This is a genomic window from Delftia sp. WSY_10 (genome assembly GCF_043104705.1).
GTDB classification, from domain to species: domain Bacteria; phylum Pseudomonadota; class Gammaproteobacteria; order Burkholderiales; family Burkholderiaceae_C; genus Comamonas; species Comamonas tsuruhatensis.
This window is the reverse complement of record NZ_JBICKY010000056.1, coordinates 186,652-202,453: the sequence shown is the minus strand read 5'-3', so window position 1 is coordinate 202,453 and position 15,802 is coordinate 186,652. Positions and strand designations below refer to the sequence as shown.

The following is a 15,802-nucleotide window of genomic DNA, read 5'->3' as shown; positions in this document are numbered from 1 at the left end:
GGCGCGCGGCCGGACTCAGTTCAGCGCCATGCTGAGCTTGCGGCGGTAGCCGTTGACCAGCTGCGTGGCCTCGTCCTGCTCGGCCGCGCCCTTGCCCAGCAGCTCGATGCCGCCGCTGCTCTTGCCGGGGATGGCGTCCTGCTTCTTGGGCTTCGGGGGTGTGAGCAGCTCCAGGATGCCCACATAGAGCTTGCGCGCGGCCTGGCCGTTCCATTCCTTGTCGCGCATGATGATTTCCAGCAGCTCGTCCATGCTGGCTGCCCACTGGCCTTCGGCGGCCAGGGCCTGGGCCTTGCCGAAGCGGGTGTCGAAGTCGCGCTTGTTCTGTGCGATGACGGCATCGAACTGGGCAAACTCCCAGTTGCCGCGATCGTCGTTGTGCACGAAGAGCATGCACTGCAGCCATTGGTTGAGCGCCTCGAAGCGCGTGGGCTGGGGAATGCGCTTGAGCGGCTCGGTCAGCAGGGCGCCGGCCTCTTCGTAGCCGCCCGTGGCGATCAGCAGGCGCACGTAGTCGAAGCGCGCATCGTCGTTGGCCGGGTCGGCGGCCAGGGCGTCGGCCAGCTTTTGCAGGGCGGCCTGCGTGTCGCCGGCTTCCAGCAGCTGGTGGGCCTCGTCGGCTTCGGCCTCGGCCGCCAGCTCGCCTTCGGAGGGCAGGTGCTTGTCCAGGAACTCGCGCAGCTTGCCTTCGGGCTGGGCGCCCATGAAGCCGTCCACGGGCCGGCCGCCCATCATCAGGATGCAGGTCGGGATGGAGCGGATGCCGAACATGCCGGCCAGCTGCTGCTCCTGGTCGGAATCGATCTTGACCAGCTTGAAGCGGCCTTCGTAGGCCACTTCCAGCTTTTCCAGGATGGGGCCCAGCGTCTTGCACGGGCCGCACCAGGGCGCCCAGAAGTCGACGAGCACCGGCACCTGCATGGAGGCGGCGACGACTTCGGCTTCGAAATTCTCAATGGTGACATCAATCATGTGATCAGACCCTGTGGCAAGGCGCGCGGCCAGGGCGCGCGAACTGTGGCGGTTCGGAGTTCGGCGGCCGGATGCCTCCGATGCGGACCGTGTGATTCTCCAGCAATTCCATGGCGTGGGCGCCATGGACGGCAACCACCCCAGTTGGGAGCCGGCTGCGTGCATTTCAAGCCGCCCGGCCGGGGACGAGGCGCGGCAGCGCTGGGCTATATTGGCGCGCTGAGCCGCCATTGCGGCCTGCCATCAACACAATGAGGGAGGGCTCGCCTTGATCAAGGTTTCGCAGCTGGTGTTCGAGTACCCTGGCCACCGCGCGCTGGACGGCGTCAGCGTCCATATCGCCGCAGGCACCGTCACGGCCCTGGTAGGCCCCAACGGCGCCGGAAAATCCACGCTGATGCGCTGCATCGCCGGGCTGGACCAGCCGCTGTCGGGCCAGGTCGAGGTGCATGGCATTGCCGTGCAGGAGCAGCCCCGCGAAGTGCACCGGCACCTGGGCTATCTGTCGGATTTCTTCGGCCTCTATGACCGCCTGAGCGTGCGGCGCTGCCTGCAGTACGCAGCCCTGTCCATGGGCGTGCCCCCGTCCGAGGCGCCGCAGCGCGTGGCGCACGTGGCCGGGCAGCTGGGCCTGGCCGACCTGCTGGAGCGCCTTCCCACCGAGCTGTCTCGCGGCCAGCGCCAGCGCGTGGCCATCGGCCAGGCCATCGTCCACCAGCCGCGCGTGCTGCTGCTGGACGAGCCGGCCAGCGGTCTGGACCCCGAGGCACGCGCCAGCCTGTCCCGGCTGATGCGTGCGCTGCAGGCCCAGGGCATGACCCTGATCGTCTCCAGCCACATCCTCAGCGAACTGGACGAGTACTGCACCCACATCCTGAGCCTGCGCGGCGGCCGCGTGGAAAGCCACGAGGCCCTGCACGGCGGCATCAAGGCACCTGCCGCCGGCGACGATGCCCCGCTGGCACTGTACGCGCTGGAGCTGGCGCCGCCCCCGGGTGCCTCGGCCGGGTCGCTGGCACGGCAGCTGCATCTGGTCCTTCCCGACACCCCTGTGCCGCCGCCCGATGACCAGGGCCTGGTGCACCTGCAGCTGTGGCTGCCCACCCTGCCGCGCGAGCGCGCCGATCTGCTGGCCCGCCTGGTCGGTACCGGCCTGCCCGTGGCCAGCCTGGCCCCGGTGCGCGAGCGCCTGCAGGACCGCTATGCGCGCGGCCTGCAGAACGCAGCAACCCCCACGCCTGCGGAGCAGCCATGACGCACAACCCCGAATTCCAGCGCCAGCTCTGGCTCAACTGGCGGCCGTCCCAGCTGGGCTGGAGCCTGCTGCTCACCGCCTTGCTGCTGGCCACGCCAATGGCCCTGGTCCAGCCCGACCGCCGCCTGCACACGCTGCTGATCGCCGCCCTGGTCGGCATGTGGATCGCCGCGGCCGGCCTGGGCAGCGTGCTGGCCGGGCGCGGCCTCAACGAGGAAGCGCGCCAGCACACCTGGGACTGGCAGCGCCTGTCAGCCCTCACGCCCTGGCAGATGGCCTGGGGCAAGCTGCTGGGCGCCCCGCTGCCGGCCTGGCTGTACATGCTGTGGTGCGCGCTGGCAGTGCTGGCCACCTCGGCAGGCCAGCCGGGCGGGCTGGCCTGGGGCGTGCACGCCGTGCTGCAGGCCGTGCTGTGGGGCCTGGCCCTGCAGGCCTGGAGCATGCACTCCGTGCTCATGGGCTGGGGGCCGAAGGAGCAGCCCGCGCGCCGCATCCGCTTCGTGCTGGTGCCGCTACTGTTCGTGATGGTGCTGCCCGGCCCCATCCTGGGCCGGTTGACCGAGCAGCTGGGCCGCGAAGAAGGCCGCCCTGTGCTGTGGTGGTCCGTACCGCTGCACGGGCGCGGCGCCATCTACCTGTTCGGCGCCATCGCGCTGGGGCTGGGCCTGCTGGCCCTGTGGCGGCTGCTGTGCACGCGGCTGGATGTGCGCACCCTGCCCTGGGCCTGGCCGCTGGGCCTGTGCGTGGCGGGCCTGGCCTTTGGCGGCATGCACCTCGATGCAATGCAGTTGCAGGGCCCCGGCCCGGCCTCCTTCTTCGCATGGACCACGGGGCTGGCGCTGGCGGGCACGGCCTATGTCTGCCTGCACGGCATGGACGAAGGCCTGCGCAGCTGGCGCCAGGTGCAATGGTGCGTGTTGCAGGGGCGCTGGCGTGGCGCGCTCGAGGCCCTGCCGCTGTGGCCTGTGAGCTGGCTGCTGGCCGTGCTGGCCTGTGCGCTGTGGCTGCTGTGGCCCGCAGGCGGCCAGCCCATCCTGCCCGGTACAGCCCAGTTGGCGGCACTGGCAACGGCGCAGTTGCTGCGTGATGCCGCGCTGGCCACGGGCTTTTCCCTGCTGGCCGGGCGCATCAAGTCGCCGCTGGCCGCGTTCGCCGTCACCTGGCTGCTGGTCAACATCGTGCTGCCGCTGCTGGCCTTTGGCCTTGCCGGGGCCGATGCCGCCATGCTGGCCCAGCCGCTGGCAGCCGGCCTGACCAAGCCCGTCACCAGCGGCATGTGGCTGTCGCTGGCCGTGCAGGTGGCGATGGCCCTGGCCTGGCTGGCCCATGTGTTTCGCCAGCGTGTGCTGGGTTTTGCGCGCGAGCAGCACACGGCTGTGCGGTGATTTGCAGGGGGATGCGGGCCGATCCGGACTAAAAAAGTAAAATCGCGGGTTCCACTAGGCCGGGCCGCAGGCGCCCTCACGACATGAACTCCATCCAGATCGGTGTGGTCATGGGCTCCAGCAGCGACTGGGAGACCATGCAGCACGCAGTTGCCATTCTTCAGCAATTTGGCATCGCCCATGAAGCCCAGGTCGTCTCGGCCCACCGCATGCCCGACGACATGTTCGCCTATGCCGAAGCCGCCGCCGGCCGGGGCCTGAAGGCCATCATCGCGGGCGCCGGCGGCGCCGCCCACCTGCCCGGCATGATCGCCGCCAAGACCGTGGTGCCCGTGCTCGGCGTGCCGGTGGCCAGCCGCCACCTGCAGGGCGTGGACTCGCTGCACTCCATCGTGCAGATGCCCAAGGGCGTGCCCGTGGCCACCTTTGCCATCGGCGCGGCCGGCGCGGCCAATGCGGCCCTGTTCGCCGTGGCCCTGCTGGCCAATGAGGACCCGGCCCTGCGGGCGAAGCTCGAAGCCTTCCGCGCCGAGCAGACCGCCGCCGCGCGTGCCATGACGCTTCCCTCGGTGGCCGCATGAGCGCCGCTGAAGTGATCCTGCCCGGCGCCACCCTGGGCGTTCTGGGCGGCGGCCAGCTCGGCCGCATGTTCGTGCAGTCGGCCCAGGCCATGGGCTATTTCACGGCCGTGCTCGACGCCGACCCGACCAGCCCCGCGGGCCTGGTGAGCCACCACCACATACGCACCGGCTACGAAGACCCGCAGGGCCTGGCCGAACTGGCGCGCCTGTCGGCCGCCGTCACCACCGAATTCGAGAACGTGCCCGCCGCGGCGCTGAACCTGCTGGCCGCCCAGCGGCCGGTCTCGCCGGCAGGCTCGTCCGTGGCCATTGCCCAGGACCGCGCCCAGGAGAAGGCCCACTTCGTGCGCTGCGGCGTGCCCTGCGCGCCCTACGCGGTGATCGAGACGCCGGCCCAGCTGGCCGCCGTGCACGCCAGCCTGCTGCCCGGCATCCTCAAGACCGCGCGCATGGGCTACGACGGCAAGGGCCAGGTGCGCGTGAAGAACGCCGCCGAGCTGGCCACCGCCTGGGAGCAACTGGGCCGCGTGGCCTGCGTGCTGGAAAAAATGCTGCCGCTGGCCCATGAATGCTCGGTCATCGTGGCGCGCGGCCGTGACGGCTCCATGGTCAACCTGCCCGTGCAGCGCAACCTGCACCGCGAGGGCATCCTCTCCGTCACCGAGGTCTACGAAGGCAACCTGCCACAGGCCCAGGTCGAGCAGGCGCTGGCCGCCGCACGTTCCGTGGCCGACGGCCTGGACTACGTGGGCGTGCTCTGCGTCGAATTCTTCGTGCTGCAGGACGGCATGCTCGTGGTCAACGAGATCGCGCCGCGCCCGCACAACAGCGGCCACTACAGCCAGAACGCCTGCGATGTCTCGCAGTTCGAGCTGCAGGTGCGCTGCATGACCGGCCTGCCGCTGACGCAGCCGCGCCAGCACAGCCCGTCCATCATGCTGAACCTGCTGGGCGACCTGTGGTTCAAGGACGGCGAACAGGCCAAGGCGCCGGCCTGGGACCAGGTCCTGGCCCTGCCCGGCTGCCACCTGCACCTGTACGGCAAGCACGACGCCAAGCGCGGCCGCAAGATGGGCCACCTGAACGTCACCGGCCCCACGCCCGAGGCCGTGCGCTCCACCGCCCTGCAGGCCGCTGCCATCCTGGGTATAGAGCCGTTCTGAAGGCCCGCGCGATGATTCTTGATGGAACGCTGGCGGCCTCTGTCCAGGCCGCCGCACAGGCGCTGCAGCGCGGCGAACTGCTGGGCCTGCCCACGGAAACCGTCTACGGCCTCGCGGCCGACGCCGACAACGACGCGGCCGTCGCGCAGATCTTCACCGCCAAAGGCAGGCCGCCCAACCATCCGCTCATCGTGCATGTGGCCGACAGCGGCGCCATCACGCGCTACGCACGCGAAGTGCCGCTGTTCGCGCAGCAGTTGATCGACGCCTTCTGGCCCGGCCCGCTGACCCTCATCCTGCCGCGCCTGCCCCAAGCCGCCCGGGCCTCGACCGGCGGCCAGGACAGCGTGGGCCTGCGCTGCCCCTCCCATCCCGTCGCCCATGCCGTGCTGGCCGCCTGCCAGCAGCTGCAGCCGCCCGTCTGGGGCGTGTCGGCGCCCAGCGCCAACAAGTTCGGCCGCGTCAGCCCCACCACGGCGGCCCATGTGGCCGACGAGTTCGGCGACACGCTGCTGGTGCTGGACGGCGGCGCCTGCGAAGTGGGGATTGAATCGACCATCGTGGACTGCACGCGCGGCGTGCCCGTGCTGCTGCGCCCCGGCGCCATCACGCGCGACGATATCGAGCGCGCCTGCGGCCAGCGCCCCCTGTCCAAGGACGAGCTGCTGGAGAACACGCCACGCGCCTCCGGCACGCTGCTGGCCCACTACGCGCCCAACGCCAAGGTCCGGCTCATGGATGCAAGGCAGCTGCAGGCCGGGCTGGACGTGCTGGGCGCCGACGCCAGGAACCTGGCCGTCTACCACCGCGCACCGCTGCGCACCGCCTCGCGCGCCGTCACGCTGCGCGCCATGCCCGCCGACGCCGCCGCCACCGCACGCGAGCTGTTCGGCGCCCTGCGCGACTTCGACGAGATCGGCGCCCAGCTGATCTGGATCGAGACCCCGCCCGACACGCCGGACTGGGAAGGCGTGCGCGACCGGCTGCTGCGCGCGGCGGCTGCGGGGTAGAAGAGGTCCCCCCGGGACTGCAGTGCCGCATGGGGCTCAACCCGCGCGCCTGTCCAACGGCGTGCGGCGCAGGAACAGGCGCAGTTCCAGGCCTTTGAATGGCAGGAGTTGCTAGAATTGCGCTACACAATCCCTTCGCGGTGTCATTCAGTTGGCTCAGGCTTAGGGCGAAAAGGCCACCGCAAGGTGGTCTTTTCATTGGTGGCTTGGACATTGACCAGAACAACCATCTACATCGACGGCTACAACCTCTACTACTCGCGGCTCAAGGGCACGCCGTACAAGTGGCTGGACATTGCTGCGCTGTTTCGTGATCGCATCCTGCTGCCGCAAGACCCTGGCGCAGAGGTTGTCGCCATCAAGTACTTCACGGCCCCCGTCAAAGCCTCGTACGCCCGGCATGGCGAGGCATCGGTCCAGGCACAGACCCAGTACCTTCGCGCCCTGCGGGCACGAGACCCTGGCCTGATCCAGATCGTCAACGGCTTCCACGTCTTCGAACCCACATCCCTGCCGAGCTACCAAGCGGGCGCCAACCCGAGCAAGAACAACGTGTCGCGCGTCTGGATGATCGAAGAAAAGCAGACCGACGTGAACCTTGCGCTGCACGCCTACCGTGATGCAGTACGTGGCGAATGCGACCAGCTGGTGATCTGCTCCAACGACAGTGACGTGGAACCCGCACTGCGCATGCTGCGCGAGGACGTGCCCGCCGCCAGGCTGGGGCTGGTCATGCCATTGCGCGACAGGACCGCAGCAGACGGCAAAGTGCCCAACAAGCGCTTGACGGCGTTGGCGCACTGGGTTCGCCATCACATCAGGGACGACGAGCTGGCGCAATCGCAGTTGCCGCTGAACGTGCAGACGCGGAAAAAACCAGCCAGCAAGCCTGCGCATTGGTGAACCCCCACAAAGCGGCCCTGGGCGGAACGCTGCCGCCTAGGACCTCTTCACCGAAGGCTCGTACGCCAGCTCCATCCGGTAGGCCAGCGCCAGGAACAGCGACTGCGCCAGGGTCAGCGTGCTGGTCAGGGAGCGGAAGCCGAAAGTGGCTGCGTCCTGGGCCAGCAGGGTGACGGTGGCGCGGGATGCCAGGGGGCTGAGCTGGCTGTCGGTCAGCGCCAGCAGGCGCGCGCCGCGTGCCAGGGCCGCGTCCACCACCTCCAGCGTTTCGGGCGCATAGGGCTCGAAGGAGACGGCCAGCATCACGTCGCCGGGCGACAGCGCGCGCAGCTCGCCCTTTTGCATGGCGCCCAGGCCGTGCAGCCAGTGCACGGGCTTTTCGGTGTGCTGCAGCGCGTAGGCCAGATAGGCGCCCACGGGGAAGGCGCGGCGCGAGGCGGCCAGCCAAAGCGAGGGGGCATCCAGCATGAGGTCCACCGCCGCCTCGAACTGCTCGGGCGGCAGGCCGCGCTGCAGGGCCTGCAGGCTTTCGATGCTGCCTTCGATGACCTCGTGCGCCAGGCGCGCGCCGCTGCGCGGTTCGTTGCCCGAGGCGATCAGGCCCCGGATGCGGTCCTGGTAGTCATGCTGGGCCGAGAGCTGGCGCGCCGCATCGGCGCGGAACAGCGCCTGCAGTTCCGAGTACCCCGAGAACCCGAAATGCTTGGCAAAGCGCACCACGGCAGAAGGCTGCACACCGCACTGCTCGGCCGTGGCCTGGATGCCGTCGAAGGCCAGGCGGTCGCCCTGCATCTCCACATGCCGGCCTATGGCCTTGAGCTGGCGGCTCAGCGCCTCGAAGCCCTGGCGCAGCACGTCCAGGAAGGCAGCGCGGTCGGCGTAGGGGCCGCAGGCCGCAGTGGCGCCCGCATCGGCTGGTGTTTTTCTATTTTTCATATTTGTGGAAAATATTTTCTATTTCGATCTATGATCGCACGAACGCAACGATTATGGGGAGGCCCGCACGCCCCGGGCCCCTCGCAACGCACGGGCCTATGACCATGAGCATGCTGAACTTTCCCTCCGACCGTCCGCTGGACGTGGCCTGCCTGGGCCGTCTGGCCGTGGACCTGTACGCGCAGCAGATAGGCTGCAGCCTGGAGGAGGCCGGCAGCTTTGCCAAGTACCTGGGCGGCTCCTCCGGCAACATGGCTTTCGGCACGGCGCGCCTGGGGCTGCGCTCGGCCATGATTTCGCGCGTGGGCAATGAGCACAACGGCCGCTTCCTGGTCGAGACGCTGCAGCGCGAGGGCTGCGACACCAGCCAGGTGCAGGTCGATGCCCGGCGCCTGACCGGCATGGTGCTGCTGGGCATCAAGGACCAGGAGACCTTCCCCCTGCTGTTCGCCCGCGAGGACTGCGCCGACATGGCGCTGGACGCCGCAGCCATCAGCGAGGAATTCCTGGCCCGCTGCCGCTGCCTGGCCATCACGGGCACCCACCTGAGCGCGCCCGGCGTGCTGGCCGCCAGCCGCAGGGCGCTGGAGATCGCAGGCCGCCACGGACTGGTGCGCGTGCTGGACATCGACTACCGGCCCGTGCTGTGGGGCCTGACCGGACGGGGCGACGGCGAGACACGCTATGTCGCCAGCGCCGAGGTCAGCCGCAGGCTGCAGGCCGAGCTGGGCCCGTTCGAACTCATCATCGGCACCGAAGAGGAATGGCTGATCGCCGGCGGCGTGGAGGGTGACCTGATCGCCAGCCTGCGCCGCGTGCGCGAATGCAGCCGCGCCGTCTTCGTGGTCAAGCGCGGGCCGCTGGGCTGCTCGCTGATCGAGGGCGAGGTGCCCGATGCGATCGCCGATGCGCCCACGGTGCCGGGCGAACGCGTGGAAGTGCTCAATGTGCTGGGCGCGGGCGATGCCTTTGCCTCCGGCCTTCTGTCGGGGCTGCTGCGCGGCAAGAGCCTGGCCGAATCTGCGGCGATTGCCAACGCCTGCGGCGCCATCGTGGTCTCGCGCCATGGCTGCGCGCCGGCCATGCCCACGCAGGCCGAGCTGGCGCACTGGTTCTCGGGCCACCGCCATCCGCGTCCCGATCAGGACCCCGAGCTGTCCCACCTGCACCGCGTCAGCCGCGCGCGGCCGCAGTGGCCCGCGCTGTGCGTGCTGGCCTATGACCACCGCAGCCAGTTCGACGATCTGGCGCGCGAGGCCGGCGCAGCGCCCGCGCGGCTGCGCCCGCTCAAGCGGCTGATCAACGAGGTGGTCGCCCAGGTCGAGCGCGATCCGGGCAATGCGGGCCGCATGGGCGTGCTGATCGACGGCCGGCACGACCTGGGCGAGGCCGCGCTGCACGACGCCACGGGACGCGGCTGGTGGATAGGCCGGCCCATCGAGCTGCCGGGCTCGCGCCCGCTGCGCTTCGACGGCACGGACTCGCTGGCTTCCGAGCTGCTGCACTGGCCGCAAAGCCATACCGTCAAATGCCTGGTCTTCTACCACCCCGACGACACGCCCGCACTGCGCGCCGAGCAGGATGCCTGGCTGCAGCAGGTCTGGACCGCCACGCGCGCCAGCGGCCATGAGCTGCTGCTGGAAGTGATCCCGCCAAAGGACACGCTGGCGCCCGACGACCGGGGCGAGGCCGTGCTGCGCGCCATACGCCATTTCTACGACCTGGGCCTCAGGCCCGAATGGTGGAAGGTCGGCACCATGGTGCGCGAGAACTGGGAGGCGCTGGACGCCCTGGTGAACGAACGCGACCCCTGGTGCCGGGGCGCCGTGATCCTGGGCCTGTCCCAGCCCGTGGAGCAACTGGTGCAGGGCTTTGCCCAGGCGCGGGCGCCCGTGGTCAAGGGTTTCATGATCGGCCGCAGCGTCTGGGCCGGCCCGGCCCTGCAGTGGCTGCGCAACGAGCTGGACGATGCCGGCCTGCGCGATGCCGTCGCCGCCAACTTCCGTGCGCTGATCGCCGGCTGGGATGCCAGCCGCGTGGAAACCTCCCAGGACATCACCGAAGGAGCTGCAGCATGAGCCTGCTCGTCAAGGCCGCGCCCGGCCGCATCGTCACCGACATCACGCCGGCCAGTGCGGGCTGGAAGCACATCCACTTCAAGGCCCTGAGGCTGCAGGCAGGCGAGCAGGAGGAGCTGTCCACGGGACCGCTTGAATACTGCATCACCGTGCTCACCGGCCAGGTGGATGTGCAGGTCGGCAGCCAGGCGTTCAGCGCCCTGGGCAGCCGCGCCAGCGTGTTCGAGGAGAGTGCGCCCACGGCGGTGTACGTGCCGCCCGGCCAAAGCCTGCGCATCACGGCGCGCAGCCCAGCCGACGTTGCCTTGAGCGCCGCACCCGCCACGGGCCGCCACGCCACGCGCGTGATCGCCCCCGAAAGCATGCGCCGCAGCGTGCGCGGCCAGGGCAGCAACACGCGCCATGTCTGCGACATCCTGCCCGAGACCGAGGCGGCCGAGTCCCTGCTGGTGGTCGAGGTCATCACGCCGGCGGGCAACTCGTCCAGCTACCCGCCGCACAAGCACGACAGCGCCGACCCCGCCGCGCCGGACGCCGAGACCGTGCTGGAGGAAACCTACTTCCACCTGCTCAACCCCAGCCAGGGCTTTGCCTTCCAGCGCGTCTACACCGATGACCGCAGCATCGACGAAGCCATGGCGGTGGAGCACCGCGACACCGTGATGGTGCCGCGCGGCTACCACCCCTGCGTGGCCCCGCACGGCTACGACCTCTACTACCTCAACACCATGGCCGGGCCCGAGCGGCGCTGGGCCTTTCGCAACGACCCCGCGCATGAATGGATGCTGCGGCCGCGCTGACGCACGGCGCAACAGACACCCATAAAAACCACCGGAGACAAAAAAATGCTGTTCAACCCAATGGCCCTGCACCGCAAGGCCTGGCTTTCCTGCGCCCTGCTGACGCTGGGCATGGGCACCGCCCAGGCGCAATCCGCCCCAGCCCCGTCCTCCCAGAGTGCGCCAGCCTGGCCCACCCAGCCCGTCAAATGGGTGGTGCCCTACGCACCGGGCGGCACCACCGACGTGATCGCGCGCCAGCTGGCCGTGCAGATGGGCAAGGACCTGGGCCAGCCCGTGGTGGTGGACAACCGTCCCGGCGCGGCCAGCATCATCGGCGCCACGCTGATCGCACGCGCCCCGGCCGATGGCTACACGCTGGGCACGGCCGACTCGGGCACGCTGGCCTTCAACCCCGCCATGTATGCGCGCCTGAGCTATGACGCGGGCAAGGACTTCAGCTACATCGGCGGCCTGGGCCGCATGCCGCTGGTGCTGGCCGTGCATCCGTCCTTCCCTGCGAAGAACGTGCAGGAATTCCTGGCCATGGCGCGCAAGGAGCCGGGCGGCATCTCCTCGGCCTCGTCGGGGCCGGGCTCGCCGCTGCACGTGGCGCTGGAGCTGTTCAAGCAGCGCACGGGCACCCAGATCCTGCACGTGGCCTACAAGGGCTCGGCCCCGGCGCTGCAGGACCTCATGGCCGGCCAGATCCAGTCCATGTTCGTGGACCTGCCGCCCAGCATCTCGGCCATCCGCGCGGGCAAGCTGCGCGTGCTGGCCGTGGCCACGCCTCAGCGCCTGCCCATCCTGCCCGACATACCCACCATGGCCGAGGCCGGCGTGCCCGGCTTCGAAGCCTATGCCTGGCAGGGCTTTGTCGGCCCCGCCCACCTGAGCCCTGCGCTCACCGAGCGCCTGAACAAGAGCCTGGCCACCGCCCTGCGCCACCCCGAGACGCGTGCCAAGCTCGAAGAGATCGGCATACAGCCCATGGAGATGACGCCGCAGCAGTTCGCAGGCTTCGTGCGCTCGGAACAGGCGCTGTGGAGCGGCGTGATCAAGGCGGCCCAAATCAAAATGGATTGAAGCGCAGCAGCGACAAAAGACACTTAGAACAGATTCCGGAGACAACATGACCACCGCATCCCGCCGCCATTTCATCCGCTCACTCGGCGCCCTGGCCGCAGCGCCCGTCCTGCCCGCCGTGGCACAAGCGCCTGCCGGCGCCTGGCCCCAGCGTCCCATCGAACTCATCGTGCCCTTCGCTGCAGGCGGCGGCACCGACGTGCTGGCACGCGCGCTGGCCGAGGTGGCGCGCAAGCACCTGCCGCAGGACCTGATCGTGCTCAACCGCGCAGGCGCCAGCGGCGCCGTGGGCTGGACCGAACTGGCCAATGCCCGGCCGGATGGCTACAAGATCGGCATCATCACCGTCGAGCTGACCATGATCCCGCACATGGGGCTGACCAAGATCAGCTCCGACGCCCTGCTGCCCGTGGCCCGCCTGAACGCCGACCCCGCCACCATCGCCGTGCGTGCCGACTCGCCCTATCGCAGCATCGAGGAACTGATCGCCGCCGCGCGCAAGGACGAGGCCGCGGTGCGCATCGGCAATGCCGGCCCGGGCTCGCTGGGCCACCTGGCCGCCGCCGCGCTGCAGGACAAGGCGGGCGTGAAGTTCAACCACGCGCCCTACCGCGGCGCCAACCCCGCCGTGCTCGACCTGCTGGGCGGCCACATCGAGGCCGTGGCCGTCACGCCCGTGGAGGTGGCCACCTATGTGGCGGCCGGCAAGATCCGCCCGCTGGCCATCATGGCCGAGCAGCGCATACAGGCCGGCTGGGAAGCCGTGCCCACGCTCAAGGAGCGCGGCATCGACCTGCTCATCGGCGGCTGGCGCGGCCTGGCCGTGCCCCGCAACACGCCCGACGCCGTGGTCCAGACCCTGCGCAAGGCCATGGCCCTGACCCTCAAGGACCCCGTCCTGCGCGAAACCATGGCCAAGCAGAACATGGGCGAGGGCTACCTGGACCAGCCCGAATTCAAGGCCGTGATCGACCGCGACAACGCGGTGTTCAAGCAATTGGTGGACAAGCTGGGGATCAAGGCCTGAGGGCTCGCCCTCAGCGGATGAACCCTGCCGCAAACGACTCCCGCAGAAAGTCCACGAACACCGCCACCGCGCGCGGGACGTGGCTGGCGTAGGGGCGGATGGCGAACAGCTGTTCGCCGAAGGCGTCGACGGGCCGCCAGCCGGGCAGGACTTCGCTCAGGTGGCCGGATGCCAGGCCCGATTGCGCGCTGAAGTCCGGAACCAGGGCGATGCCCAGGCCGGCCAGTGCCGCGTCGCGCAGGATTTCGCTGTTGTTGGCGGCAAAGCCGCCGGTCACGGGAACGACGACGCGCACGCCGTCCACGCCGGCGTCGCGGGGAACGAAGCTCCAGGCCGGGGCACCCTGGGTGCGTGGATAGTGCAGGCAGTGGTGCGCGGCCAGGTCCTGCGGCGTGGACGGGGTGCCGTGCGCGGCCAGGTAGTCCGCGCTGGCCACGAGCAGCGAGCGCGTGGGCGCCAGCGCCCAGGCCACATGGGTTTCGGGCGGCGCCGTGACGTGGCGTATGGCCAGATCAAACCCTTCCAGCGCCAGCGAGCGTATCTGGTCCGATAGGTCCAGCTCCAGCCGGATCTGCGGATGGGCGCGCAGGAAGGCCGGCAGGCGCGGCATGAGTTGCTGGCGCGAAAAGGCCAGCGGCGCCGTCACGCGCAGCAGGCCGCGCGGTGCGGCAGCCAGGTCGCGCACGCCGGAGAAGCTGTGGGCAATGTGCTCGAAGGCACCGCGCGTGTCGTCCACCAGGCGCTGGCCCGCTTCGGTCAGGCGCACGCTGCGCGTGGTGCGGGTGACCAGGGCGATGCCGGCTGCACGCTCCAGTTCGGCCACGCGCTGGCTCATGGCCGCCTTGCTCACGCCCAGGCGCGCGGCGGCCGAGGTGAAGCTGCCCTGCTGCTCCAGCACGACCAGCCAGTGCAGGTGGCTCCACAAGGCCTCGGCCTTGGCATCGGGTTTTTCATTTGCCATGCATGGATTGTTCAGCAAATTGAACAATCAATTCAAGCGCAGCGCCTAGGCAGGCAGAAAGCGCACTTCTAGACTGCCTGGCATGAACACCGCAAACACCTCCTTCGCTTCCATCGTCCACTACGTCAACGGCCAGCGCACGGCAGGTGCCAGCGACCGCGGGCAGGACGTGACCAACCCGGCCACCGGCCAGGTCACGGGCCGCGTGGCCCTGGCCTCGCGCGCCGATGTCGATGCCGCCGTGGCGGCGGCCAAGGCGGCCTTCCCGAAGTGGGCCGATACGCCGCCCATCCGCCGTGCACGCGTGCTGCTGCGCTTCCTGGAGTTGCTCAACCAGCACAAGGACGAGCTGGCCCATGCGATCACGGCCGAGCACGGCAAGGTCTTCACCGATGCGCAGGGCGAAGTCAGCCGCGGCATCGACATCGTGGAATTCGCCTGCGGCATTCCGCAGCTGCTCAAGGGCGATTTCACCGACCAGGTCTCCACCGGCATCGACAACTGGACGCTGCGCCAGCCCCTGGGCGTGGTCACGGGCATCACGCCCTTCAATTTCCCGGTGATGGTGCCGATGTGGATGTTCCCGGTGGCCATTGCGGCGGGCAATACCTTCGTGCTCAAGCCCAGTCCCATCGATCCCACACCGTCGCTGCTGATCGCCGACCTGCTCAAGCAGGCGGGCTTGCCTGACGGCGTGTTCAACGTGGTGCAGGGCGACAAGGAGGCGGTGGACGCGCTGATCGAGCATCCCGACGTGAAGGCCGTGAGCTTCGTGGGCTCCACGCCGATTGCCAACTACATCTACGAGACGGGCGCGCGCCACGGCAAGCGCGTGCAGGCCCTGGGCGGCGCCAAGAACCACATGGTGGTCATGCCCGATGCCGATATCGAGCAGGCCGTGGACGCACTGATCGGCGCCGGCTACGGCTCGGCCGGCGAGCGCTGCATGGCCATCAGCGTGGCCGTGCTCGTGGGCGACGTGGCCGACCAGCTGCTGCCGCGCCTGATCGAGCGCACCAAGGCGCTGAAGGTGCTGGACGGCGAGGACCTGGCCGCGGAAATGGGCCCCATCGTGACCCGCGCCGCGCACGAGCGCATCAGCGGCTACATCGACCTGGGCGTCAAGGAAGGCGCGCAGCTGCTGGTCGATGGCCGGGGCTTCGACGGCAAGGCGGCCGGCTCCTCCACAGGCACGGACACCTCGGGCGGCTTCTGGCTGGGCGGCACGCTGTTCGACCATGTCACGCCCGACATGCGCATCTACAAGGAAGAGATCTTCGGCCCCGTGCTGGCCGTGGTGCGCGCCAAGGACTTCGCCGAGGCCGTGCAGCTGGTCAACGACCATGAGTTCGGCAACGGCGTGGCCTGCTTCACGCGCGACGGCAATGTGGCGCGCGAGTTCGGCCGCCGCATCGAGGTCGGCATGGTCGGCATCAACGTGCCGATTCCCGTTCCCATGGCCTGGCACGGCTTCGGCGGCTGGAAGCGCAGCCTGTTCGGCGACATGCACGCCTATGGCGAGGAAGGCGTGCGCTTCTATACCCGCCAAAAGAGCATCATGCAGCGCTGGCCCGAGAGCACGCCCAAGGGTGCGGAATTCGTGATGCCCACGGCCAAGTAGGCGCAGTCCCCCTCCATGAAAAAACCAGCCCGCGGGCTGGTTTTT

The 15,802-nt window shown here is 69.6% G+C and carries 13 protein-coding genes and 1 pseudogene; 11 read left to right on the top strand and 3 right to left on the bottom strand.

Annotated elements, in window-relative coordinates; translation table 11 throughout:
• Window positions 1-15 precede the first annotated feature (15 nt).
• Window positions 16-972 carry a thioredoxin gene (trxA, locus tag ACF8ML_RS23555; protein WP_016449132.1) on the bottom strand — a complete coding sequence of 319 codons (957 nt, stop codon included), beginning with the start codon at window positions 970-972 and terminating at the stop codon, window positions 16-18.
• 334 nt (window positions 973-1,306) lie between these two features.
• Between trxA and ACF8ML_RS23550 the strand changes: the two are divergent.
• From ACF8ML_RS23550 to ACF8ML_RS23525, 6 genes and pseudogenes are all read left to right on the top strand, one after another.
• Window positions 1,307-2,227 (top strand): annotated as a pseudogene (locus ACF8ML_RS23550) (ABC transporter ATP-binding protein); the annotation flags it as partial.
• Window positions 2,224-3,612, top strand: a complete 1,389-nt coding sequence (locus ACF8ML_RS23545; RefSeq protein ID WP_016452028.1) for a hypothetical protein — start codon at window positions 2,224-2,226, stop codon at window positions 3,610-3,612. The pseudogene ACF8ML_RS23550 and the gene ACF8ML_RS23545, both read left to right, overlap by 4 nt.
• Before the next feature lie 83 nt (window positions 3,613-3,695).
• Complete coding sequence (purE, locus tag ACF8ML_RS23540) at window positions 3,696-4,193, top strand: 5-(carboxyamino)imidazole ribonucleotide mutase (protein ID WP_016449129.1); 498 nt, start codon at window positions 3,696-3,698, stop codon at window positions 4,191-4,193.
• Window positions 4,190-5,356, top strand: a complete 1,167-nt coding sequence (locus tag ACF8ML_RS23535) for a 5-(carboxyamino)imidazole ribonucleotide synthase (protein ID WP_047326339.1) — start codon at window positions 4,190-4,192, stop codon at window positions 5,354-5,356. The genes purE and ACF8ML_RS23535 overlap by 4 nt, the downstream gene beginning before the upstream one ends.
• Window positions 5,357-5,367: 11 nt before the next feature.
• Window positions 5,368-6,366, top strand: coding sequence for an L-threonylcarbamoyladenylate synthase (locus ACF8ML_RS23530; RefSeq protein WP_047326340.1), 999 nt, complete (start codon window positions 5,368-5,370; stop codon window positions 6,364-6,366).
• A gap of 213 nt (window positions 6,367-6,579) precedes the next feature.
• On the top strand, window positions 6,580-7,269 hold the full coding sequence (locus ACF8ML_RS23525) for an NYN domain-containing protein (protein WP_235434575.1): 690 nt from the start codon (window positions 6,580-6,582) through the stop codon (window positions 7,267-7,269).
• Window positions 7,270-7,305: 36 nt separating this feature from the next.
• Here ACF8ML_RS23525 and ACF8ML_RS23520 read toward each other — a convergent pair whose 3' ends face one another.
• Window positions 7,306-8,205, bottom strand: coding sequence for a MurR/RpiR family transcriptional regulator (locus ACF8ML_RS23520; protein WP_016449125.1), 900 nt, complete (start codon window positions 8,203-8,205; stop codon window positions 7,306-7,308).
• Window positions 8,206-8,309: 104 nt separating this feature from the next.
• Between ACF8ML_RS23520 and iolC the strand changes: the two genes are divergently transcribed.
• Genes iolC through ACF8ML_RS23500 form a run of 4 tightly spaced genes read left to right on the top strand, consistent with a single transcriptional unit; the run spans window position 8,310 to window position 13,175 of the window.
• On the top strand, window positions 8,310-10,283 hold the full coding sequence (iolC, locus tag ACF8ML_RS23515) for a 5-dehydro-2-deoxygluconokinase (protein WP_047326403.1): 1,974 nt from the start codon (window positions 8,310-8,312) through the stop codon (window positions 10,281-10,283).
• On the top strand, window positions 10,280-11,083 hold the full coding sequence (iolB, locus tag ACF8ML_RS23510; RefSeq protein WP_017404006.1) for a 5-deoxy-glucuronate isomerase: 804 nt from the start codon (window positions 10,280-10,282) through the stop codon (window positions 11,081-11,083). Before iolC ends, iolB begins: the two co-directional genes overlap by 4 nt.
• A gap of 45 nt (window positions 11,084-11,128) precedes the next feature.
• The gene (locus ACF8ML_RS23505) at window positions 11,129-12,148 is read left to right on the top strand and encodes a tripartite tricarboxylate transporter substrate binding protein (protein WP_082145170.1); all 1,020 of its coding nucleotides are present in this window, start codon (window positions 11,129-11,131) and stop codon (window positions 12,146-12,148) included.
• Between the two features lie 46 nt (window positions 12,149-12,194).
• Window positions 12,195-13,175 (top strand): tripartite tricarboxylate transporter substrate binding protein, encoded by a 981-nt coding sequence (locus tag ACF8ML_RS23500; RefSeq protein ID WP_016452035.1) that lies wholly within the window; start codon window positions 12,195-12,197, stop codon window positions 13,173-13,175.
• A 10-nt stretch (window positions 13,176-13,185) separates the two neighbouring features.
• On the opposite strand, the gene ACF8ML_RS23495 is transcribed toward ACF8ML_RS23500, so the two are convergent.
• Entirely contained in the window at window positions 13,186-14,136 is a 951-nt protein-coding gene (locus tag ACF8ML_RS23495; RefSeq protein WP_016449120.1) for a LysR family transcriptional regulator, read from the bottom strand.
• Window positions 14,137-14,218: 82 nt separating this feature from the next.
• On the opposite strand from ACF8ML_RS23495, the gene ACF8ML_RS23490 reads away from it, so the two are divergent.
• On the top strand, window positions 14,219-15,757 hold the full coding sequence (locus ACF8ML_RS23490) for a CoA-acylating methylmalonate-semialdehyde dehydrogenase (RefSeq protein ID WP_016449119.1): 1,539 nt from the start codon (window positions 14,219-14,221) through the stop codon (window positions 15,755-15,757).
• Window positions 15,758-15,802 lie beyond the last annotated feature (45 nt).